The sequence below is a fragment of the Pseudomonas sp. CFSAN084952 genome (assembly GCF_009648855.1).
Lineage (GTDB): Bacteria > Pseudomonadota > Gammaproteobacteria > Pseudomonadales > Pseudomonadaceae > Aquipseudomonas > Aquipseudomonas paracarnis.
In genome coordinates this window covers 5,495,418-5,517,578 of the sequence record NZ_CP045767.1, presented here as the reverse complement: position 1 = coordinate 5,517,578, position 22,161 = coordinate 5,495,418, and the positions used below count along the sequence as shown (strand labels likewise).

Annotated in this window: 22 protein-coding genes; 10 read left to right on the top strand and 12 right to left on the bottom strand. The window is 60.7% G+C overall.

All coding sequences use genetic code 11. The features are described from left to right. Window positions 1-246 precede the first annotated feature (246 nt). Window positions 247-3,042, bottom strand: a complete 2,796-nt coding sequence (polA, locus tag GH769_RS25210; protein ID WP_020301404.1) for a DNA polymerase I — start codon at window positions 3,040-3,042, stop codon at window positions 247-249. Window positions 3,043-3,116: 74 nt separating this feature from the next. Here polA and GH769_RS25205 point away from each other — a divergent pair, with 74 nt between their 5' ends. Both GH769_RS25205 and GH769_RS25200 read left to right on the top strand, forming a co-directional pair. Continuing rightward, window positions 3,117-3,407 carry a DUF2782 domain-containing protein gene (locus GH769_RS25205; protein WP_014716338.1) on the top strand — a complete coding sequence of 97 codons (291 nt, stop codon included), beginning with the start codon at window positions 3,117-3,119 and terminating at the stop codon, window positions 3,405-3,407. Between the two features lie 56 nt (window positions 3,408-3,463). Next, entirely contained in the window at window positions 3,464-4,417 is a 954-nt protein-coding gene (locus GH769_RS25200; protein ID WP_014716337.1) for a homoserine kinase, read from the top strand. 107 nt (window positions 4,418-4,524) lie between these two features. On the opposite strand, the gene GH769_RS25195 is transcribed toward GH769_RS25200, so the two are convergent. Continuing rightward, window positions 4,525-5,454, bottom strand: coding sequence for a zinc ABC transporter substrate-binding protein (locus GH769_RS25195; RefSeq protein WP_003187364.1), 930 nt, complete (start codon window positions 5,452-5,454; stop codon window positions 4,525-4,527). A gap of 58 nt (window positions 5,455-5,512) precedes the next feature. Here GH769_RS25195 and zur point away from each other — a divergent pair, with 58 nt between their 5' ends. Genes zur through GH769_RS25175 form a run of 4 tightly spaced genes read left to right on the top strand, consistent with a single transcriptional unit; the run spans window position 5,513 to window position 8,303 of the window. Then, on the top strand, window positions 5,513-5,995 hold the full coding sequence (zur, locus tag GH769_RS25190; RefSeq protein WP_014716336.1) for a zinc uptake transcriptional repressor Zur: 483 nt from the start codon (window positions 5,513-5,515) through the stop codon (window positions 5,993-5,995). Next, on the top strand, window positions 5,995-6,765 hold the full coding sequence (gene znuC, locus GH769_RS25185) for a zinc ABC transporter ATP-binding protein ZnuC (RefSeq protein ID WP_003187361.1): 771 nt from the start codon (window positions 5,995-5,997) through the stop codon (window positions 6,763-6,765). Before zur ends, znuC begins: the two co-directional genes overlap by 1 nt. Next, window positions 6,758-7,546 (top strand): zinc ABC transporter permease subunit ZnuB, encoded by a 789-nt coding sequence (gene znuB / locus GH769_RS25180; protein ID WP_014716335.1) that lies wholly within the window; start codon window positions 6,758-6,760, stop codon window positions 7,544-7,546. The genes znuC and znuB overlap by 8 nt, the downstream gene beginning before the upstream one ends. A 37-nt stretch (window positions 7,547-7,583) precedes the next feature. Further along, a complete protein-coding gene (locus tag GH769_RS25175) occupies window positions 7,584-8,303 on the top strand; it encodes a PA5502 family lipoprotein (protein ID WP_032903955.1) in 720 nt (239 codons plus the stop codon). Window positions 8,304-8,389: 86 nt separating this feature from the next. Here the strand turns inward: GH769_RS25175 and katE are convergent, their stop codons facing one another. Further along, a complete protein-coding gene (gene katE, locus GH769_RS25170) occupies window positions 8,390-10,531 on the bottom strand; it encodes a catalase HPII (RefSeq protein ID WP_108538275.1) in 2,142 nt (713 codons plus the stop codon). Between the two features lie 265 nt (window positions 10,532-10,796). Here katE and GH769_RS25165 point away from each other — a divergent pair, with 265 nt between their 5' ends. The 3 genes from GH769_RS25165 to GH769_RS25155 are packed head-to-tail and all read left to right on the top strand — an operon-like array spanning window position 10,797 to window position 13,300. Beyond that, complete coding sequence (locus tag GH769_RS25165) at window positions 10,797-11,804, top strand: methionine ABC transporter ATP-binding protein (protein WP_014716332.1); 1,008 nt, start codon at window positions 10,797-10,799, stop codon at window positions 11,802-11,804. Then, on the top strand, window positions 11,804-12,478 hold the full coding sequence (locus GH769_RS25160) for a methionine ABC transporter permease (protein WP_003187354.1): 675 nt from the start codon (window positions 11,804-11,806) through the stop codon (window positions 12,476-12,478). The genes GH769_RS25165 and GH769_RS25160 overlap by 1 nt, the downstream gene beginning before the upstream one ends. 51 nt (window positions 12,479-12,529) lie before the next feature. Then, window positions 12,530-13,300 (top strand): MetQ/NlpA family ABC transporter substrate-binding protein, encoded by a 771-nt coding sequence (locus tag GH769_RS25155; RefSeq protein ID WP_014716331.1) that lies wholly within the window; start codon window positions 12,530-12,532, stop codon window positions 13,298-13,300. Between the two features lie 129 nt (window positions 13,301-13,429). Here GH769_RS25155 and GH769_RS25150 read toward each other — a convergent pair whose 3' ends face one another. From GH769_RS25150 to GH769_RS25130, 5 genes are read right to left on the bottom strand one after another with little or no spacing between them, the layout of a single operon-like run. Beyond that, window positions 13,430-14,065, bottom strand: a complete 636-nt coding sequence (locus GH769_RS25150; protein WP_014716330.1) for an SCO family protein — start codon at window positions 14,063-14,065, stop codon at window positions 13,430-13,432. Beyond that, entirely contained in the window at window positions 14,062-14,961 is a 900-nt protein-coding gene (gene cyoE / locus GH769_RS25145; protein WP_032903952.1) for a heme o synthase, read from the bottom strand. Before cyoE ends, GH769_RS25150 begins: the two co-directional genes overlap by 4 nt. Continuing rightward, the gene (locus GH769_RS25140) at window positions 14,949-16,028 is read right to left on the bottom strand and encodes a heme A synthase (protein WP_032903951.1); all 1,080 of its coding nucleotides are present in this window, start codon (window positions 16,026-16,028) and stop codon (window positions 14,949-14,951) included. Before GH769_RS25140 ends, cyoE begins: the two co-directional genes overlap by 13 nt. Before the next feature lie 10 nt (window positions 16,029-16,038). Further along, window positions 16,039-16,623, bottom strand: coding sequence for a hypothetical protein (locus GH769_RS25135; RefSeq protein WP_014716327.1), 585 nt, complete (start codon window positions 16,621-16,623; stop codon window positions 16,039-16,041). Continuing rightward, window positions 16,589-17,353, bottom strand: a complete 765-nt coding sequence (locus GH769_RS25130) for an SURF1 family protein (RefSeq protein WP_032872186.1) — start codon at window positions 17,351-17,353, stop codon at window positions 16,589-16,591. Before GH769_RS25130 ends, GH769_RS25135 begins: the two co-directional genes overlap by 35 nt. Before the next feature lie 31 nt (window positions 17,354-17,384). On the opposite strand from GH769_RS25130, the gene GH769_RS25125 reads away from it, so the two are divergent. Next, entirely contained in the window at window positions 17,385-17,588 is a 204-nt protein-coding gene (locus GH769_RS25125; protein WP_003187345.1) for a twin transmembrane helix small protein, read from the top strand. 6 nt (window positions 17,589-17,594) lie between these two features. Here GH769_RS25125 and GH769_RS25120 read toward each other — a convergent pair whose 3' ends face one another. The 4 genes from GH769_RS25120 to coxB form a co-directional block, all read right to left on the bottom strand. Continuing rightward, the gene (locus GH769_RS25120) at window positions 17,595-18,482 is read right to left on the bottom strand and encodes a cytochrome c oxidase subunit 3 (protein WP_003187344.1); all 888 of its coding nucleotides are present in this window, start codon (window positions 18,480-18,482) and stop codon (window positions 17,595-17,597) included. 35 nt (window positions 18,483-18,517) lie between these two features. Further along, window positions 18,518-19,069 carry a cytochrome c oxidase assembly protein gene (locus GH769_RS25115; protein WP_003187340.1) on the bottom strand — a complete coding sequence of 184 codons (552 nt, stop codon included), beginning with the start codon at window positions 19,067-19,069 and terminating at the stop codon, window positions 18,518-18,520. A 135-nt stretch (window positions 19,070-19,204) separates the two neighbouring features. Continuing rightward, entirely contained in the window at window positions 19,205-20,788 is a 1,584-nt protein-coding gene (gene ctaD / locus GH769_RS25110) for a cytochrome c oxidase subunit I (RefSeq protein WP_003187339.1), read from the bottom strand. Between the two features lie 58 nt (window positions 20,789-20,846). Further along, on the bottom strand, window positions 20,847-21,974 hold the full coding sequence (gene coxB / locus GH769_RS25105) for a cytochrome c oxidase subunit II (RefSeq protein ID WP_014716323.1): 1,128 nt from the start codon (window positions 21,972-21,974) through the stop codon (window positions 20,847-20,849). Between the last annotated feature and the right edge of the window lie 187 nt (window positions 21,975-22,161).

Here is a 22,161-nt window from a genome sequence, read left to right as displayed (position 1 = left end):
GGACTTCTTTTGGGGAGGGGAAGTTCGGGGTTCAAGTTCCGGACCGCTAGGGCGGGGTCCGGAATTATCTGCCAACACTTAACACAACATAGGAGCATTGAAGGGCTTCACCACCCATTCAGTAACTCTGAGTGGCAGTTCACAGGTTAAGTTCCGACAGGCTCAAAAAACTATTGGAAATAACTGACCCCCGTTTGCGCTCTAAACCGCTTCGCCACCACTGGCGATGATGGCAAAGCCGCAGAATCAGTGCGCCTCGTCCCAGTTATCGCCTACGCCTACGTCCACCACCAAAGGCACGTCCAACTGCGCCGCCGCGCTCATATGCTCGCGAATCTTCTCGCTGACCTGCGCGACCAAGTCTTCACGCACCTCCAGCACCAATTCGTCGTGCACTTGAAGGATAACCTTGGCATCCAGGCCCGACTCGGTCAGCCAGTTATCCACCTGCACCATGGCTTTCTTGATGATGTCCGCCGCCGTGCCCTGCATCGGCGCGTTGATCGCCGTGCGCTCGGCCGCCGCGCGCTCCTGGGGCTTGTTGGAGTTGATATCCGGCAAGTACAGCCGTCGTCCGAAGAACGTTTCGACATACCCCTGATCCGCCGCCTGGGCGCGGGTGCGCTCCATGTATTCGCGCACCCCTGGGTAGCGGGCGAAGTACACATCGATGTAAGCCTTGGCGGTCTTGGTATCGACGCCGATGTCCTTACCCAGCTTCTGGGCGCCCATGCCGTAAATCAGGCCGAAGTTGATCGCCTTGGCGCTGCGGCGCTGGTTGGACGTGACCTCATTCAACTCGACCTTGAACACTTCGGCCGCCGTGGCCGTATGCACGTCCAGGTCATTGCGGAAGGCGTTCATCAAGCCTTCGTCCTTGGACAAATGCGCCATGATCCGCAGCTCGATCTGCGAATAGTCCGCCGCTAGTAGCTTGTAACCCTTGGGCGCGACAAACGCCTGGCGAATGCGCCGCCCCTCGGCGGTGCGCACCGGGATGTTCTGCAGGTTCGGATCGCTGGAGGACAAGCGCCCGGTCGCCGCGACGGCCTGATGGTAGGACGTATGAATACGCCCGGTACGCGGGTTGATCTGTTCCGGCAGGCGGTCGGTATAGGTACTTTTGAGCTTGCTCATGCTGCGGTACTGCATCAGTACCTTGGGCAGCGGGAAATCATCCTCGGCCAGTTTGGCCAGTACTTCCTCAGCCGTGGATGCCTGGCCCTTGCCGGTTTTCTTCAGCACCGGCATGCCGAGCTTCTCGTACAGGATCGCCCCGAGCTGCTTGGGCGAACCCAGGTTGAATTCTTCACCGGCGATCTCGTACGCCTGGCGCTCCAGCTCGACCATCTTGTTACCCAGCTCGATGCTCTGGATGCCGAGCAGGTCCTTGTCTACCAGTGCGCCCTGGCGCTCGATGCGTGCCAGCACCGGCACCAGCGGGATCTCGATGTCCGTCAGCACACTGGCCAGGGTCGGGATCGCGGCCAGTTGCGCGTACAAGTGTTGATGCAGGCGCAAGGTCACGTCGGCATCTTCGGCCGCGTAGGGGCCGGCTTGCTCAAGGGCGATCTGGTCGAACGTGAGTTGCTTTGCACCTTTGCCGGCGATGTCTTGGAAGCTGACCGTGTCGTGGTCCAGGTACTTCTTCGCCAGACTGTCCATATCGTGCCGCGTCGCGGTGGAATTGAGCACGTAGGATTCGAGCATGGTGTCGAAGGCGATGCCGCGCACGGTAATGCCCTGGGCAGAGTCGCCGCCAATGGCGCAGTTGGCCAGGATGTTCATATCGAACTTGGCGTGCTGGCCCACCTTGAGTTTGGTCGGGTCTTCCAGCAGCGGTTTCAGGGCCAGCAGCACGGTGTCGCGATCCAATTGATCCGGCGCGCCGATATAGGAATGGGTCAGCGGGATGTAGGCGGCTTCATGGGGCTGCACAGCAAACGAGACCCCGACCAATTGCGCCTGCTGGGCGTCGATGCCGGTAGTTTCGGTGTCGAAAGCAAACAACGGCGCATCGTGGAGTTTTTTCAGCCACACGTCGAAGGTGGCCTGGTCCAGAATGGTGGTGTAAACGGCCTCTACCGGTACCGATATAACAGCCTCGACCGGCATTTCGGCGGCAGGCGCAACTTCGCTCGCCGATTTGAGCTCGACACGCTTGGCATCGCGCTGGATCTCGTCGTACCAGCTTTTGAACTCAAGCAGCGTGTACAGCTCCAGCAGCTTTTCGCGATCCGGTTCGATCAGGTGCAAATCATCCAACCCGATATCCAGCGGCACATCGATCTTGATCGTCGCCAACTGATAAGACAGGAATGCCATCTCCTTATGCTCTTCCAGCTTGGCCGGCAGGGTCTTGGCCCCACGGATAGGCAGGGTCGGCACAATATCCAGCTGCTCATAAAGCTCTTTGAGGCCGCCATTGACCCCTACCAGCAAGCCGGAGGCGGTCTTGGGGCCAATGCCCGGAACGCCGGGAATGTTGTCGGACGAATCCCCCATCAACGCCAGATAGTCGATGATCTGCTCCGGAGCGACACCGAATTTCTCCTTAACGCCCTCGATGTCCATCGAGCTACCGGTCATGGTGTTGACCAAGGTAATGTGGCCGTCCACCAACTGCGCCATGTCTTTGTCACCGGTCGAGATCACCACCGGGCGGCTGGCGGCCGCGCTGCTGCGGGCCAGAGTGCCGATCACGTCATCGGCCTCAACGCCCTCGACGCACAGCAACGGGAAGCCAAGAGCGATCACGCTTTGATGCAGCGGCTCGATCTGCAGGCGCATGTCATCGGGCATGCTCGGGCGGTTGGCTTTGTATTCGGCGTACATCTCATCGCGAAACGTCCCACCCTTGGCGTCGAAAACCACGGCAAATGGGCTGTCCGGGTACTGCTTGCGCAGGCTTTTGAGCATGTTCAACACGCCCTTGACCGCACCGGTGGGCAGGCCTTTGGAGGTGGTCAGCGGTGGCAGCGCGTGGAAGGCGCGGTACAGATAAGAAGAACCGTCCACCAGGACGAGGGGCGCTTGGCTCATGAGCAGGATCAACCTTTTCGGCGGGTCAGGCGCTAGAATAGCCGGACCAATGAAAACAAAGGGACAAGGTTATCATGCGTACATTCAATCGCCTGCTGTTGACCGGTTTGATTGCACTCGCTCCGATGGCTGCCACGGCGGCAGACAGTGCCCCTGGAGGTGATCCGGAAGTTACCATTCGCACGGAAGGCGACAAAACCATCCAGGAATACCGCCAAAACGGCTTTCTGTACGCAATCAAAGTCACCCCGAAGGGCGCACCACCGTACTTTCTGGTACGTGCGGACGGCACCGACGCGAACTTCATCCGCTCTGACCAGCCGGATATGCTGATCCCGTCATGGAAGATCTTCGAATGGAAATGATTTCTTAATTTTAACCGGCGCTGCCCACCGCAGCGCCCGTAACGGCAGTTTTAACCATGTCTGTGTTCACCCCCCTGGCTCGGCCCGAGCTGGAAACCTTTCTCGCCCCTTACGGGCTCGGCCGCCTGCTTGATTTCCAGGGGATTGCCGCCGGCAGCGAAAACACCAATTTCTTTATCAGCCTGGAACAGGGTGAATTCGTCCTGACCCTGGTTGAGCGTGGCCCGGTGGCAGAAATGCCGTTCTTCATCGAACTGCTTGACGTGCTCCACGACGCCGACCTGCCTGTGCCGTACGCCCTGCGTACCACCGACGGTATCGCTTTGCGCGAACTCAAGGGCAAACCGGCCTTGCTGCAACCGCGCCTGGCGGGCAAGCACATCAAGGAGGCCAATGCGCAGCATTGCGCCCAGGTTGGCGAACTGCTCGGCCACCTGCACTTGGCCACCCAGGGCGAAAAGGTACTTGAACGCAAGACCGACCGCGGCCTGGCGTGGATGCTCAGCGAGGGCGCGCAGCTTATTTCGCACCTCAACGAGGCCCAGCAACGCCTGTTGCGCGATGCGCTGGCCGAGATCGACGCTCACAAGGCTGACATCCTCGGCCTGCCACGAGCGAATGTGCACGCCGATCTGTTTCGCGATAACGCGATGTTTGAAGGCACGCACCTGACGGGCCTGATCGACTTCTACAACGCCTGTTCGGGGCCGATGCTCTACGACGTGGCAATCGCCTTGAATGACTGGTGCTCGGATGCCGATGGCGTGATTGACGGTCACCGTGCCCGGGCGCTGCTGGGCGCTTACGCGGGGCTACGAGCGTTTACCGCGAAGGAAGCCGAGCTATGGCCGACCATGCTGCGCGTGGCGTGCGTACGGTTCTGGCTGTCCCGGCTGATCGCGGCCGAGTCATTTGCCGGGCAGGATGTGTTGATTCACGACCCGGCTGAGTTCGAGCATCGCCTGGCGCAGCGTCAGCAGGTCACGCTCCATCTACCGTTCGCGCTTTAAAAGACCGACTCGGTCAATGTGGGAGCTGGCTTGCCTGCGATAGCGGTATCAACTGAGCCAACGCTATCGCGGGCAAGCCCGCTCCCACAGGAGTTTTGTGTTACCTGTTAGAGCGACTCCAGGCAACCGGCCAGATCATTGCCGAGTTTTTCCAGCACCTGCTCATAACCCTGCGCGGTAGCCGGCGTATAGCCACCCAACGCATCCAATTCCGCCAACTTCACCGGCAACCCGGCCACCAGGGTTTCGGCCAAGCGAGGTCGCAACGGCGGCTCGCTAAACACGCAAGTCTTGCCCACTTCCTGCAAACGCGCGCGCATCGCCGCTACGTGCTGCGCGCCCGGCTGCACTTCGGCGGCCACGCTGAACACGCCAGCATGCTTCAAACCGTACGCCTCTTCGAAGTAATCAAAGGCTTCGTGGAACACGAAGTATGGTTTGCCATCAACGCCCGCCAAACGCTGCTTCAGGCGCGCATCCAGCGCGTTCAGGCGTTCTTCGAAGGCCTTCGCATTGCTCTGATAACGCTCGGCATTGGCTGGGTCGGCAGCGCTCAGATCGGCCGCCATCCGAGCGGCGATCACACGTGCATTGACCGTGGACAGCCACAGGTGCGCATCCACACTGCCTGGGCGGTGATCATGGTCATGTTCGTCGGCTTCATCGGCATGTGAATGGCTATCTTCGCCGAAGATGCGCAGTTTCATGCCTGGCAGGTCCTGCACGGCCACCGTTGGCGCCGTACGGCCTTTGAGCACACGCGGCAAAAACGTTTCCATGTCCGGCCCGATCCAGTACAGCAGGTCCACCGACTGCACACGCCGTACGTCGGATGGGCGTAAAGCGAAGTTGTGCGGCGACGCCCCCGGCGGCAGCAATACCTCTGGAACAGCCACGCCGTCCTGCACGGCAGCGGCAATCAGTTGCAACGGCTTGATGCTCGTCAGTACCTTGACCTCGGCCTGAGCGGCACCCGCAACGAACAAACTGGTGACAAATACGACAAAAACGGGAAAAAGTCGGGACACGATGACCACTCGATGGCGTAGGAACGGGTAACATAATAACGTCTCTATCAAATATCTGTCGCCGCTCATGCCTAAAACACCGCTTGCCAGCCGTCCCCACGACCACTCTCACTGCGTGCACACCGCATTGTCAGAGGCCGACACCCTGTGCGCAAAGAAAGGCTTGCGCCTGACTGCCTTGCGTCGCCGGGTGCTGGAGCTGGTGTGGCAGAGCCACAAGCCTTTGGGCGCGTACGACATTCTGGGCGTCCTCAGCGAGCAGGACGGCCGCCGCGCCGCGCCGCCCACCGTTTACCGTGCGTTGGATTTCCTGCTGGAAAACGGCCTGGTGCACCGTATCGCCTCGCTTAACGCCTTTGTCGGTTGCAACCACCCGGAGCACGCGCATCAGGGCCAGTTCTTGATCTGCCGCGAGTGCCACGCCGCCATTGAGCTTGAACAAAAAAGCATCAGCGACGCCATTATCAAAAGCTCTGCCGACGTCGGCTTCAAGGTCGAAGGGCAAACGGTCGAAGTGGTCGGCCTGTGCGCAGGCTGCCAGGGGGTTTGATGAGCAATGCGTTAATCCGCCTGGAGCAGGTCGGGGTCACGTTCGCCGGGCAAAACGTGCTGGAGAACATCGCACTGAGCGTGGAACCGGGGCAAATCGTCACCCTGATCGGCCCCAACGGCGCCGGCAAAACCACCTTGGTGCGCGCCGTGCTCGGGCTGCTCAAGCCCCACAGCGGCACGGTTTGGCGCAAGCCCAAGCTGCGCGTGGGCTATATGCCGCAAAAGCTGCACGTGGACCCGACATTGCCGCTCTCCGTATTGCGCTTCCTGCGCCTGGTGCCTGGCGTAGACCGCGCCCGCGCCCAGGCTGCGCTTAAGGAAGTCGGCGCCGAACACGTCATCGACAACCCGGTGCAAAGCATCTCCGGTGGCGAAATGCAGCGCGTGCTGCTGGCCCGCGCCCTGCTGCGCGAGCCCGAGCTGCTGGTACTCGATGAACCCGTGCAAGGTGTCGATGTCGCCGGCCAGGCCGAGCTGTACAGCCTGATCACCCGCCTGCGCGACCGCCATGGTTGCGGCGTACTGATGGTCTCCCACGACTTGCACCTGGTCATGAGCACCACCGACCAAGTGGTCTGCCTCAACCGCCACGTGTGCTGCTCCGGCCACCCGGAACAGGTCAGTGGCGACCCGGCGTTCGTGGAGCTGTTCGGCAAGAACGCCCAGAGCCTGGCGATCTACCATCACCACCATGACCACGCCCATGACCTGCATGGCGCCGTCGTCGATACCCCCCACGTTCATGGAGATAGCTGCAAGCATGGCTGATTTTCTGCTCTACGCCCTGCTGGCAGGCTTGGCTTTGGCACTGGTGGCGGGCCCATTGGGCTCGTTCGTGGTGTGGCGACGCATGGCCTATTTCGGCGACACCTTGTCCCATGCTGCCTTGCTGGGCGTGGCCATGGGCTTTCTGCTGGATGTAAGCCCGGCCATCGCCGTGACCGTCGGCTGCCTGCTGCTAGCCGTGCTGCTGGTGACCCTGCAGCAACGCCAGCCACTGGCTTCCGACACACTGCTGGGCATCCTTGCGCCCAGTACCTTGTCTCTGGGCCTGGTGGTGCTGAGCTTCATGCATGAAGTGCGCATCGACCTGATGGCCTACCTGTTCGGCGACCTGCTGGCGATCAGCCCGACCGACCTGGCCTGGATCCTCGGCGGCAGCGCTGCGGTGCTGGCGTTGCTGGTGGCCCTGTGGCGCCCGTTGCTGGCGATCACCGTGCATGAAGAACTGGCCAAGGTAGAAGGCTTGCCCGTCGCAGGCCTGCGTATGGCCTTGATGTTGCTCATCGCCGTGGTGATTGCTGTCGCGATGAAGATTGTCGGCGTATTGTTGATCACGTCGCTGCTGATCATTCCAGCCGCCGCCGCCCAGCGCCACGCTCGCTCTCCGGAGCAGATGGCGATTGGCGCCAGCCTCCTGGGGATGCTTGCAGTGTGTGGTGGCCTGGCGCTGTCCTGGTTCAAGGACACACCGGCCGGGCCGTCGATTGTGGTTACGGCGGCCGCCCTGTTTCTGCTGAGTTTTGTCCTGCCCCGTCGAGGGGTGTAGACTTGCTCGCTTTTTGCGCAAATAGAGAGTCGCAGGAATGAAGCCGTTCACCTCCCGTTATCTGCTCCTTGCCGCATTTTCACTGCTGCTGGGCGCCTGCCAAAGTACGCCGCCCGCTGCCCCCCAGGCTCCGGATCCGCGGGCTGCGGCCATCGCGCAGCTGGAACAAAACCTGGCCAGCAGCGAATTGGCCACCGCCGAAGACCAGCTGGCTGCATTGCAGGCCCAATCGCCCAACGACCCGGCACTTGAGGCCTACCAGCGTCAATTGGCCGAAGCCTACCTGCAACGCAGCCAGATCGTGTTGCAAAAAGGCGACGTCAACGCTGCCGCCACGGCCCTGAGCCGCGCCCGCGCCTTGATGCCCAAGGCCCCTGCGCTGACCGGTGGCGTCAACAGCGCCATCAGCCATGCGCGCAAAGCCGAATTGGACCAGGCAGAAGCTGCGTTGAAAGCCGCTGAGGCCAAGCCTGCCGCCAAGGTCATCGACCCGGCAGCGCCGAGCACCTCCGTGGCGCTGAACCTTGCGGATGTTGAAGACATGCGCCATCAGTTGGACGCCATCGCCACCGATGTGGTGAATTACCAGTGCGACGTCAGCATCCAGGTGCCACGCACCCAGGATTACCCGTGGCTGGCCACGTTACTGACCAAGCGGGTCAAGCGGATTGATTCGGGGTATGACCTGAAGATTCACCGGCAAATCCTGAAACATATTCCGGCGCAGGTTGTGCTGATTCCGCGCAAGGCGGACTAAAAGCATCGCAGGCAAGCCAGCTCTCACATTTGAACAGTGTGGGAGCTGGCTTGCCTGCGATGACGACCTAACAAACAACCGATAAGTTAAGCCGGAATCGCCTTGGATTTCGGCTCACGCTCCCACACCCGATGCTGGGCAATCGCCGCAAAAAACGCTTTGAACGCCTTGGCATCCGCGCCCACGATCAACCCCGCATCCTCCTCCAGTTTCAGCAGGTCCAGCAACGGCTTCACATCGCTGGCTACCGCAATCGCCTTCAGGTGTTTGTAGGCTTCCAGTACGTAATGCAACGCCACGCCATCACCGCTCAGCGCCTTCACGGACTCTTTGCCACCCGGGATAAACACTGCGTCGAAGGCAATGGACGGCATGCCTTCCATGGAGGCGTCGACCGGCAGCGTCTTGCCCTGCGCGGTGGTTACCGGCGCCGAAGTAGGCCCCAGCAACTTGGCATGGGCGCCCTCAGCTTCAAGCGCGGCTTTTAACGCGTCAATGGCCGCACCATCAACGCCGTTGGCTGCCAGAATCGCCACTTTGCGCGTTTTGATATCACCCGATAGCAAATTCACCTGGCTCAAGGCTGGCGATTCTTTCAACGACGTTTCACGGGCAGGCACGGTGCCCTTGGTCGGCGCCGGCAAGCCGAGGTTCTGCGCAACGCGCTTGGCCAGCTCCAGGTCGATATTGGCCAGGACCTCGTTGACCTGGCGCGCACGGATGAACTCGCGCTCCACCTTGCCCAGCTCAAAACTGTAGGCCGCGATAATGTGCTCTTTCTCGTGGTGGCTCATGCTGTTGTAGAACAGCGTCGCCTGGGAGAAATGGTCACCGAAGGATTCGCTGCGCTCACGTACTTTGTTGGCATCGACGCGCTCGTAGTAGGACTCAAAGCCACCATCGGTAGGACCAGCAGGGGTTTCTTTCGGCCAACCACCATCAATAGAGTTTGGCTCGTAGGACGCACGACCCTTATCAATCACGGTGCGATGCTGAGCGTCGCGCTGGCCGTTATGGAAAGGCACGACAGGCCGGTTGATTGGAATCTCATGAAAGTTCGGCCCGCCCAGTCGGCTGATCTGGGTATCGGTGTAGGAAAACAGACGGCCCTGCAGCAATGGGTCGTTGGTGAAGTCGATGCCCGGCACGATGTGGCCCGGGCAGAACGCAACCTGCTCGACTTCAGCGAAGAAGTTGTCCGGGTTACGGTTGAGCACCATTTTGCCCAGCGGCGTGATCGGTACCAGTTCTTCTGGAATGATCTTGGTCGGGTCGAGCAAGTCGAAATCAAACTTGTGCTCGTCTTCTTCGGCCACGATCTGTACGCCCAGCTCCCACTCGGGGTAATCGCCGCTTTCAATCGCTTCCCACAGGTCACGACGGTGGTAGTCCGTATCTTTACCGGCCAGCTTTTGCGCCTCATCCCATACCAGCGAGCAGGTGCCGACTTTTGGACGCCAGTGGAACTTCACGAAGCTGGACTTACCTTCGGTATTGATCAAACGGAAGGTGTGTACCCCAAAGCCCTGCATGGCGCGCAGGCTTTTTGGAATGGCGCGGTCGGACATGGCCCAGATCACCATGTGCGCGGATTCCGGTTGCAGCGAAACAAAGTCCCAGAACGTATCGTGGGCCGAACCGCCGGTAGGAATCTCGTTATGAGGCTCGGGTTTCACCGCGTGGACGAAGTCAGGAAATTTGATCGCATCCTGGATGAAGAACACCGGCATGTTGTTGCCCACCAGGTCGAAGTTGCCTTCGTCGGTGAAGAACTTCACGGCAAAACCGCGAACGTCACGCACGGTGTCGCCGGAACCACGCGGGCCCTGCACCGTGGAAAAACGCGCGAACACCGGGGTTTTATGCTCAGGCGTGCGCAGAAAACCTGCCTTGGTCAGCGCCGAATGGTCGCCGTAACTCTGGAAATAGCCATGGGCCCCCGTACCACGGGCATGCACGATGCGCTCCGGGATACGCTCATGGTCAAAGTGCGTGATCTTTTCACGCATGATGAAGTCTTCCAGCAGCGAAGGGCCGCGGGCGCCGACTTTCAGGCTGTTCTGGTTGTCGGAAATCTTCACGCCCTGGTTGGTGCGCAGGGCCTGGCCGGTTGCATCGGAACGGAATTCTTCCAACGCCTGCAGCTTGGCGTTGGTGTTGCCACGGTCCAGGGTATCAGTGCCCGCGAGTTCACTCTTCGGCGGGGTGGCTGGCTTCTTGGTACTCATCAGTCAAAACTCCTTATTCAAAGTGGCCAGAGCGGTCCCCGGCTCGTTTGAGCAAAACCCCAGGCACGGCACCTGGGAAATCGAGTTGCTTAAGTAGTGACTGACTGGGTTTTGCACCGTTCCTTTTTTATGACCTTTGATCGCGTTATTGCCAAATGACTGGATGAATACGAAATAAATGCTAAGAAACGCTATGCGGACAGGCTAAAATGCGCGCCCGGCTAACCGCTGATCCCTTTTCAATGCGCCCCACAAGGTTCGCTACGTGATCGAGTTTCAAAACGTCCATAAAACCTACCGCGTCGCCGGTAAGGATATCCCCGCCCTGCACCCCACCAGCCTGCGCGTCGCCAATGGCCAGGTGTTTGGCCTGATTGGCCACTCGGGTGCGGGTAAAAGCACGCTGCTGCGCCTGATCAACCGCCTGGAAGAACCCAGCGGCGGGCAGATCACGGTCGACGGTGAAGAAGTCACCGCCCTGGATGCCAACGGCCTGCGCCGCTTCCGTCAGCAGGTCGGGATGATCTTCCAGCACTTCAACTTGCTGGCGTCCAAGACCGTGGCCGACAACGTCGCGCTGCCGCTGACGCTCGCCGGTGAACTGTCGCGCAAGGAAATCGACCAACGTGTGGCTGAGCTGCTCGCCCGCGTCGGCTTGTCGGACCACGCCAAGAAGTACCCGGCGCAGTTGTCCGGCGGCCAGAAACAGCGCGTCGGCATCGCCCGAGCCCTGGCGACCAAGCCAAAAATCCTGCTTTGTGACGAAGCCACCAGCGCGCTCGACCCGCAAACCACGGCGTCGGTCCTGCAACTGCTGGCCGAGATCAACCGCGAGTTGAACCTGACCATCGTGTTGATCACCCATGAAATGGACGTGATCCGCCGCGTATGCGACCAGGTCGCCGTGATGGACGCCGGGGTGATCGTCGAGCAAGGCTCGGTGGCCGACGTGTTCCTGCACCCCAAGCACCCGACCACCAAACGCTTCGTACAAGAAGCCGAACAGGTGGACGAAGGCGAGCAGCGCGACGACTTTGCCCATGTGCCAGGCCGTATCGTGCGCCTGACGTTCCAAGGGGACGCGACCTACGCGCCACTGCTGGGTACCGTCGCACGGGAAACCGGTGTGGACTACAGCATTCTTGCCGGTCGTATCGACCGCATCAAAGACATCCCTTACGGGCAACTGACCCTCGCCGTCACCGGCGGTGACATGGAAGCTGCGTTTGCACGCTTCACCGCCGCAGACGTTCACATGGAGGTGCTGCGCTGATGGACGTGTTCCTGAGTTTCTTCGCCAATATCGACTGGTCTGAAATCTGGCTCGCCACCGGCGACACCATGACCATGCTGTTCGGCTCGCTGTTCTTCACCGTGCTGCTGGGCCTGCCCCTGGGCGTGCTGTTGTTCCTGACCAGCCCGCGCCAGCTGTTCGAACAAAAAGGCCTGTACGCGCTTTTGTCGCTGATCGTGAATATCTTGCGCTCGCTGCCGTTCATCATTCTGTTGATCGTGATGATTCCGTTCACGGTACTGATCACCGGCACGTCGCTGGGTGTTGCCGGTGCGATCCCACCGCTGGTCGTCGGCGCTACGCCATTCTTTGCGCGCCTGGTGGAAACCGCACTGCGCGAAGTGGACCGTGGCATCATCGAAGCCACCCAGGCCATGGGCGCCACCACCCGCCAGATCATCACCAATGCCCTATTGCCCGAGGCCCGCCCTGGCATCTTCGCGGCGATTACGGTGACGGCTATTACACTGGTTTCCTACACCGCGATGGCTGGTGTGGTCGGTGCTGGCGGCCTGGGCGACCTGGCAATCCGTTTTGGCTACCAGCGCTTCCAGACCGATGTGATGGTGGTCACTGTGGTGATGCTGTTGATTCTGGTGCAAATTCTGCAAACCGTCGGCGACCGGCTGGTGGTGCACTTTTCTCGTAAATAACGGCCATTGCCGGCGCGCAGCCGGCAGATGCCCGAACAAGGAGCTTGCTGGATGAAAAAACTACTGGTTGCTTTCGCCGCCGTGGCTGCGTTTTCCGCCCACGCCGAGACCATTACGGTCGCTGCTTCGCCGGTGCCTCACGCCGAAATCCTCGAATTCGTGAAGCCTGCCCTGGCCAAAGAAGGCGTGGACCTGAAGGTCAAAGTCTTCACCGACTACGTGCAGCCGAACGTACAGGTGGCTGAAAAGCGCCTGGATGCCAACTTCTTCCAGCACCAGCCGTACCTGGATGAATTCAACAAAGCCAAAGGCACTCACCTGGTGAGCGTCGGCGCTGTGCACCTGGAACCTCTGGGCGCTTACTCCAGCAAGTACAAAAAACTGGCCGACCTGCCTGACGGCGCCAACGTGGTGATCCCGAACGACGCCACCAACGGCGGCCGTGCGCTGTTGCTGCTGGCCAAGAACGGCCTGATCACCCTGAAGGACCCGACCAACATCCTGTCGACCATCAAGGACATCACCGGCAACGATAAAAACCTGAAATTCCGTGAACTGGAAGCCGCTACCTTGCCGCGCGTGCTGACCCAGGTCGATCTGGCGCTGATCAACACCAACTACGCCCTGGAAGCCAAGCTGGACCCATCCAAGGATGCCCTGGTGATCGAAGGCAACGACTCGCCTTACGTGAACATCCTGGTGACCCGCGAAGACAACAAGGATGCAGACGCGGTGAAGAAGCTGGTTGCAGCCTTGCACACGCCTGAAGTGAAGAAATTCATCGAAGAGAAGTACAAAGGCGCGATCAAGCCAGCGTTCTGATCTCTCCTGATCTGATCGTTCCCACGCTCCGCGTGGGAACGCCTCTTGTGACGCTCTGGGTCACGCTTGGGGACGCAGAGCGCCCCTAACTGCATTCCCACGCTCAGCGTTGGAACGATCATCAGGTGCTCACTTGCGCTGTAGCAACCCCGGCAACTGCGCCACCAGCTTCTGGTTGTTCAACGGCGCACGAATAAACCCACGCTGGGTACCATCCGGGCCGATCAGTGCCAGGTTACCGCTGTGGTCGACGGTGTAGTTCGGCTTGCTGGTATCCGCCGGAATGAAGGGAATGCTCACCGCATTCGAAACCTTCTGTACATCCTCCACATTCGCGCCAGTCAGGCCTTGGAACTGTGGGTCGAAGTAACCCAGGTACTGCTTGAGCTGCGCCGGGGTATCGCGGTTCGGATCGACGCTCACCAGGATCACCTGCAACTTATCCACAGCCTCTTTGGGCAGTTCGCTCTTGATCTGGCGAAGCTGGGCGAGGGTGGTCGGGCAGATATCCGGGCAGAAGGTGTAACCGAAAAACAGCAGGCTCCACTTGCCCTTCAACTCATTGACCACCACCGGCTGACCTTCCTGGTCAGTCATGGTCACCGCTGGCAACTGGCGGCTTTGCGGCAGCAGAATGATGCCGGCGTCGATCAGCGCAGTGGGGTCGCCCTGGCCTTTGCCCGAGAGCACTTTGTTGACGGTCAGGCCCATGATCAACGCGACCAGGGCCACGAGGATGAAGACGGTTTTTTGAGTTCGAGTCATAGGTTCAACAATAAGTAGTGGTCTACGAGCAGGGCGATAAACAGCAGCAGCAAGTACCAGATAGAGTACTTGAACGTGTTGATCGCCGCGTGCGGCTGGCTGCCACGGTACAACACCCAGGCCCATTGCAGAAAGCGCGCCCCCAATACCAGCGCACAGCCCAGGTAGAGCAGCCCGCTCATGTGGATAACGTAGGGCATCAGGCTCACCGCCAGCAGGGCGAAGGTATACAGCAGGATATGCACCTTGGTGTAGTGCTCGCCATGGGTAACCGGCAGCATCGGGATGTCGGCCTTGGCGTATTCCTCTTTGCGGTGAATAGCCAGGGCCCAGAAGTGTGGCGGAGTCCAGGCGAAGATGATCAGCACCAGCAGCAAGGGTTCGGCACTCACATGCCCAGTGACAGCCACCCAACCCAGCAGCGGTGGCGCCGCACCGGCCAGACCGCCGATGACAATATTCTGCGGCGTCGCTCGCTTGAGAAAGCCGGTGTAGACCACCGCATAACCCAGCAGCGAAGCCAAGGTCAGCCAGGCCGCCAGCGGGTTGGTGAACGCCAGCAGCAGGGCCAATCCTGCAATCGCCAGGAACAACGCAAACGCTAACGCCGCCATCGGCGAGACACGCCCCTCAGCCATCGGCCGCTTGTGAGTGCGCGCCATCACGGCATCAATCCGTCGATCCACTACATGATTGACCGCCGCCGCGCCGCCGGCACACAGGGCAATGCCGAGGTTGCCGAACACCAGCACTGTCCAGGGCACACCGGCGCGGGTGGCAAGGAACATGCCCACCAGCGAAGTGATCAGCATCAGCACCACCACTTTGGGCTTGGTCAGCTCCAAATAGTCACGCCAGATCGCCCGGTCGCGACGTGCGCCGATCACGGCCGCCATGGCAGTTCTCCTTTAAGGGTGATCAGGCCTGACACCTGTTTGCGCGGGATAAAACGCCAGCCGAACAGGCGCGGGTGACGCACCCGAACCAGGCTGGTGCGCGCGTGATAATTGACCAGCACCAGCGTCATCAACAACGTTGCCCCGCCAGCGTTGTGCGCGACCGCCACCGGCAGCGGCAGGCCGAACGCCACATTGCTCACCCCCAGGCAGATCTGCGCGGCCAGGGCGATCAACAACAAGCCGGCCAGGCGCGTCATCCCCACTGCCCGCAGTTGCCAGGCCAAACCGAGCAGCACCAGCGTGACCAGCACGGCGCCGATGCGATGCGTCAGGTGGATGGCGGTGCGCGCTTCGCTGTCGAGCTGGCCCCCCAGGTAATTGGGGCCGATGTGCTGGGTCAGGTGAAAACCATTGGCGAAGTCCGCTGCTGGCCACCATTGGCCATGGCAGGTGGGCAAATCGACACAGGCCACCGCCGCGTAGTTGGAACTGACCCAGCCGCCCAGGGCGATCTGCCCGATCACCAGCACCAGCCCCGCCGTCGCCCAATATTGCAGGCGCTTGGGCACGACCAGCGCCGGTAGTACGCCGGACAGCCGCAGGGTCAGCAGAAACAGCAGGCTCAAGGTCGCAAAGCCGCCCAAAAGATGCCCTGTGACCACATGCGGCCAGAGCTTCAAGGTCACGGTCCACATGCCAAACGCCGCTTGGGCGAACACCACCGCCAGCAGGAACAGCGGCAGCTTCACCGGCTGGCCCGGATCGCGTCGATGACGCCACGAACGCGCCGCCAGCAGCGCGATCAACAGGCCCAGGCTGCCCGCGAAGTAGCGATGGGTCATCTCGGCCCAGCCTTTGTCGGCCTCCACCGGCGTGTCGGGAAAGTGCAACTCGGCATGAGCCAGTTGGGCTTCGCTTTGCGGCACGCTGATAAAGCCATAGCAGCCCGGCCAGTCCGGACAGCCGAGGCCGGCGTGGGTCAGGCGGGTATAAGCACCGAGCAGCACGACAAACAACGCCAGAAGCGTGGCAAACAGCGCGAGGCGAAATCCAGGCTTGGCCATGAGGGTGCCCTTATCCGATGTTCGACAGTTTCAGCAGCAAGCGCAGATCGTTGAGCAAGTCCTTGCCCTTGACCTTGGCGTCGTAGCGCAGCACCAGATTGCCGTGGGGGTCGACGATCCACAATTGCGCATCGCCAGGCGCGGCAGCGTTCCTGGTAAAGGTCGACACATCCAGCGGGTAGCGCTGCAGCTGTGGATATTCGGCTTTGAGCTTGGCCTCGTATTCGCCGCTCAACGGTTGCGCACCCGCCAGGGCATGGCTGGCACGGGATGCATCACGGCCAAGGCTGATCTGCAGCTGACGCGCCAGGTAGACCAGTTGCTGGCAATTGGCAGCACAGGCGGTGGGGGCGGTGACCAGCAGTTGCCAGCGCTGTTCATCGGCCTGCACGCCGATGTCGGCGCGGGTCTGGCCGTTGCCAATCAGTTCGCCGTGATAGCTGCGGCTGTCCGGCACCCAGAACTGCAATTTGTACATGAAGGTGGCCAGCACCATCGGGCCGATCACCATCATCAGGATCAAAATCAGCTGCCAGCGCCCCTTGCGCCGATCAGGCGTGTCAGATGTGCTGGGTGGATTCATGACCGCTCCCATGGGGCTTCTCCTTTTTGTTATGCCATCCGAGGTAGAGGTAAAGCGCCAGCAACGCCATGGCCATGGCGAACCATTGCACAGCGTAGGCCAGGTGTTTTTCCGGGCCCATGGCGACCACAGGCCAGCTGGTTTCGTAGGTACCGGGGCCCGCTTCGGCACGCAGCTCATAGGCAAAGCCACTGCGCCCCAGCTCGCCCCACAAGGCGGCAGGGTGCAGCGCGGTCAGCAGGCGCGGCCATTGCGTGCTGGCCGGGTCGGCATGCAGTTGGAAGGTCTCGCCGGGGGCGACGTACACCCAGGCGTCGAGGTTCAGCGTCTGTTCAGGGGTTGTAAAGGCGGGCGCGATACGCCGGTCCGGCCAGGGCAGCCAGCCGCGATTGAGCAACAGCCACAGGCCGCTGGCCTGGTCATGAAAGGGTTGCAGCAACTCGACACCGGCCTTGCCGTCACGCATGCGGTTATCCAGCAATACGCTGTGTGCACCATCCAGTTGCCCGCGAAGGTGAACGCGACGGAAGGCTGGATCAGCCATGTCATTGAGCTGAGCACTGCTGACCGGCTCGGCGGCGCGGCGCTCGGCATAACGGTCTACCAACAGTTGCTTTTCGTGCCCGCGGGACAATTGCCAAAACCCCAGGCCCACCATCAACGGCAGCAACACCAGTACCACCAGCGTCGGCGCGATGCCCGGACGAAAGCGTTGCATGGCACTGGCTATACTCGATCTCATCGCCCCTCCCCAATTAGCCCGGAGCCAGACCATGCTCAAAGCCGCCATTGCCCTGATGCTGATCGCGACCGTCGTGAGCCTGTTCAGTGGCTTGTTCTTCTTGGTCAAGGACGAGGGCAACTCTAACCGCCTCGTCACTGCCTTGACCGTGCGTGTCACCCTGGCCGTGATCACCGTGGGCTTGATCGCCTGGGGCTTTTTCAGCGGCCAATTGGTCTCTCATGCGCCGTGGTAAGCCGCGTCACAGCACATAGACAAAGAAAAACAGCCCGATCCACACCACGTCCACAAAATGCCAATACCAACTGGCCGCCTCGAAACCGAACTGGTGCTCGGCATTGAAATGCCCGCGCAGGATGCGCATCAGCATCACAAACAGAATGATGGTGCCGATGGTCACGTGGGCGCCGTGAAAGCCCGTGAGCATGAAGAACGTCGCGCCGTACACCCCCGAACCCAAGGTAAGGCCCAACTCTTTGTAGGCGTGGATGTATTCCTCGGCCTGGAACCCGAGAAAGGCCAAGCCCAGCAGCACGGTGATCGCCAGCCAGAGTTTCAGCGCACCACGATGGCCTTTGCGCAGGGCATGGTGGGCAATGGTGATGGTTACGCTGGAACTCACCAGCAGGATGGTGTTCACCAATGGCAGGCCCCAGGGGCTGATGGTGCCTTTGGGCGCAGGGTAGAGCTTAGGGTCGGGGTTGTTCAGCAGGGGCCAGGCAAACTCAAAGTTCGGCCACAGCATGTGCGCAATGCCCTTGGGCCCCTCGCCCGCCAACCAAGGCCCGGCCCAGACGCGCACGTAGAACAGCGCACCAAAAAAGGCGATGAAGAACATCACCTCCGAAAAGATGAACCAGGTCATGCCCCAGCGGAACGAGCGGTCCATCTGCGCGCTGTACAGCCCGGCGCGACTTTCCTTGATCACCGCGCCAAACCAGCCAAACAGCATGTAGGCCAGCAGCAAACCGCCGACGAAAAAGATCCACGGCCCGTGGGATTCGGGCCGCGCGGCCTTCAAGTCGTTGAACCACACGGCCAGGCCATACACGGTGACCAGCAGGCCAATCGTGGCAATTATTGGCCATTTGCTTTGCGCTGGTACGTAGTACGTATCATGAGTCGACATGTATTCGCTCTCCTGATTGAGGGGGCAAACAGTAGCTAGCCCCCGGTCCTGACGGCCACGGGCGGCTGGCGCGCAGTGATATCGAACAGCGTGTACGCCAGGGTCAAATGCTTCACATCCTTGGGCATCGCGCGGTCGACGATGAAACGTACGGGCATCTCAATGCGCTCACCGGGCTGCAACACTTGCTGGGTAAAGCAGAAGCATTCGGTCTTGTGGAAGTACATCGCCGCTTCGGCCGGGGAAATGCTGGGTATCGCCTGGGCTGTCATCGGCTTATCGGTGGGGTTGTAGGCCACGAACAGCATCTCGTTGACTGCACCGGGGTTGACCACAATCTCATCGGCCTTGGAGTGGAATTCCCAGACCATGTCGATGGCGTTGGTGGACAGAAACTGCACCCGCACCTGGCGCGAGGGGTCAACCATTTGCTCACCCTCGTACTGCCCGGCGGTCTTGCCGTTGATGCCGAACGCCTTGCACATCACGTCGTAGATCGGCACCAGGGCGAAGCCAAAGGCGAACATCGCCAGCACTAGGATTAGCAGGCGGGTGACCAGGCGCTTGAGCGGGACGGAGTCAGCCATGGCGCCCACCTGGCTTTGGACTTTCTGTGGGAGCTGGCTTGCCTGCGATGAGGGCCTGAGGGTTGGTAGATTCAGCGCCTGACCTACCGCCATCGCGGGCAAGCCCGCTCCCACAGGGGGAGTATAGGGAGGGCTTCATTTGACCTCCGGCGGCGTGGTGAAGGTGTGATACGGCGCGGGTGAGGGCACGCTCCATTCCAGGCCCTCGGCGCCATCCCACGGCTTGGCCGGCGCAGGCGGGCCGCCACGGATGCACTTGATGACAATGAACAGGAAGAAGATCTGCGTGGCGCCGAACATGAAGGCACCAATGGACGAGACCATATTGAAGTCAGCGAACTGCAGGTTGTAGTCCGGCACTCGGCGCGGCATACCGGCCAGCCCCACAAAGTGCATGGGGAAGAACGCCATGTTCATGCCCACGAAAGACAACCAGAAGTGCAGCTTGCCCAAGGTTTCGTCGTACATATGGCCGGTCCATTTCGGCAGCCAGTAGTAGGCAGAAGCGAAGATCCCGAAGATCGCGCCGGGCACCAGTACGTAATGGAAATGCGCCACCACAAAGTAGGTGTCGTGGTACTGGAAGTCCGCCGGGGCAATCGCCAGCATCAGCCCGGAGAAGCCGCCGATGGTGAACAGGATCACAAAGGCCACCGCAAACAACATCGGCGTCTCGAACGTCAGTGAGCCTTGCCACATGGTGCTGACCCAGTTGAACACCTTCACGCCCGTGGGCACGGCAATCAGCAGGGTGGCGTACATGAAGAACAGCTCACCCACCAGCGGAATGCCCACCACGAACATGTGGTGCGCCCACACGATGAACGACAGGAACGCGATGCTCGCGGTGGCGTAGACCATCGAGGTGTAACCGAACAGCGGCTTGCGCGAGAAGGTAGGGATGATCGAGCTGACGGCGCCAAAGGCCGGCAGGATCATGATGTACACCTCGGGATGCCCGAAGAACCAGAACACGTGCTGGAACAGCACCGGATCACCACCACCGGCCGCACTGAAGAAGCTGGTGCCAAAGTGAATGTCCATCAGCATCATGGTCACGCAGCCCGCCAGTACCGGCATCACCGCGATCAGCAGGAATGCGGTGATCAGCCAGGTCCACACGAACAGCGGCATTTTCATCAGGGTCATGCCCGGCGCACGCAGGTTGAGGATGGTGGCGACCACGTTGATCGCGCCCATGATCGAACTGATGCCCATCAGGTGGATGGCAAATATAAAGAACGTCACGCTTTCCGGCGCATAAGTGGTGGAGAGCGGGGCGTAGAAGGTCCAGCCGAAATTCGGCCCGCCGCCGGGCGTGAACAAGGTGGACACCAGCAACAGGAACGCCGCCGGCAACAGCCAGAAGCTGAAATTGTTCATGCGCGGCAGGGCCATGTCCGGCGCGCCGATCATCAACGGGATCATCCAGTTGGCCAGGCCGACAAACGCCGGCATCACCGCGCCGAATACCATGATCAACCCGTGCATGGTGGTCATCTGGTTGAAGAACGCCGGCTGCACGATCTGCAGGCCCGGCTGGAACAACTCGGCGCGGATCACCATGGCGAACGAGCCGCCGAGCAGGAACATGGTGAAGGCGAACCACAGGTACATGGTGCCGATGTCTTTGTGGTTGGTGGTCAGCACCCAGCGCATCAAGCCTTTGGCGGGGCCGTGGGCGTGGTCGGCATGACCGTGGTCGATCACAGTGCTCATGGCCGTTCTCCTGCAAGCGAGTGAGCGGGGCGATTCAGGGCATTGGCAATGAAAGTCGTCATTTGCTTTGGGCCTGTTTCAGAGCCAGCACGTCTTTGGGCGTGACCATGTCGCCTTTGTTATTGCCCCAGGCGTTACGCTCATAGGTCACCACAGCGGCGATATCCACTTCAGAGAGCTGCTTGCCGAAGGCTGCCATCGCGGTGCCGGGCTTGCCGTGATACACGATGCTCAGATGGTCTTTGGCCGGCCCGGTGGCGATTTTCGAGCCCTTGAGCGCTGGGAACATCGGTGGCAAGCCTTGGCCCTCGGCCTGGTGACAGGCCACGCAAGTGGTGTGATAGACCTTGTCGCCACGTGCCACCAGTTCGTCCAGTGTCCATTCTTTGGAGGTCAACTCCTTGAGCTTGGCGGCCTCCTCCTTGCGCTCCCCCAGCCAGGTGTCGTAGTCGGCCTTGGACTTGACCTCCACCACGATGGGCATGAAGCCATGGTCCTTGCCACACAGTTCGGCGCACTGGCCACGGTAGATGCCGGGCTTCTCGACGCGGGTCCAGGCCTCGTTGACGAAGCCAGGGATAGCATCGCGCTTGACCGCAAAGGCCGGCACCCACCAGGAGTGGATCACATCGGCAGCGGTCACCAGAAAGCGCACCTTGGCGCCCACCGGCAATACCAGCGGCTGGTCGACTTCCAACAGGTAGTGCTCACCCTTGGTGGCCTGGTTATGGATCTGCTCGGCGGGGGTGGCCAGGTTGCTGAAGAACTCCACATCCTGACCCAGGTATTTGTAGTGCCACTTCCACTGATAGCCGGTGACCTGGATATCGATATCCGACTCACTGCTGTCGTAGATGTTGATCAGGGTCTTGGTGGCCGGAATAGCCATGGCCACCAGGATCAGCAAGGGCACCACGGTCCAGAGGATTTCCACGGTGGTGCTTTCGTGAAACTTGGCCGCTACCTGGCCCGTGGACCGACGGTGCAGGATCATCGACCAGAACATCGCGCCAAACACGACGATGCCGATCACCACACAGATCCAGAAAATGGTCATGTGCAGGTCAAACACAGCGTGGCTGACTTCAGTAGCCCCTGGCGCCATATTCGTAGTCCAGGCGGCGTGCGCCTGGCCGAATACCGACCACAACAGGAGGCCCATCCAAACGTGTGGATGTCGCGTCATTGCGGGTTCCCCTTTATGTTTCTTGTTATCCCGCCGGTTTGCACCTGCGGCGAAGGGAGCGGCTTCCATACTGCTTACAACCGCCAAGCCTTGCCTGCGTCATGCAGTTGGGCGTCATCAGCTAATTGCGTACAAAATCGAGTATAGACAGCCGTAGCAACCCCGCAATGTGTGGGGGCAAATGAAT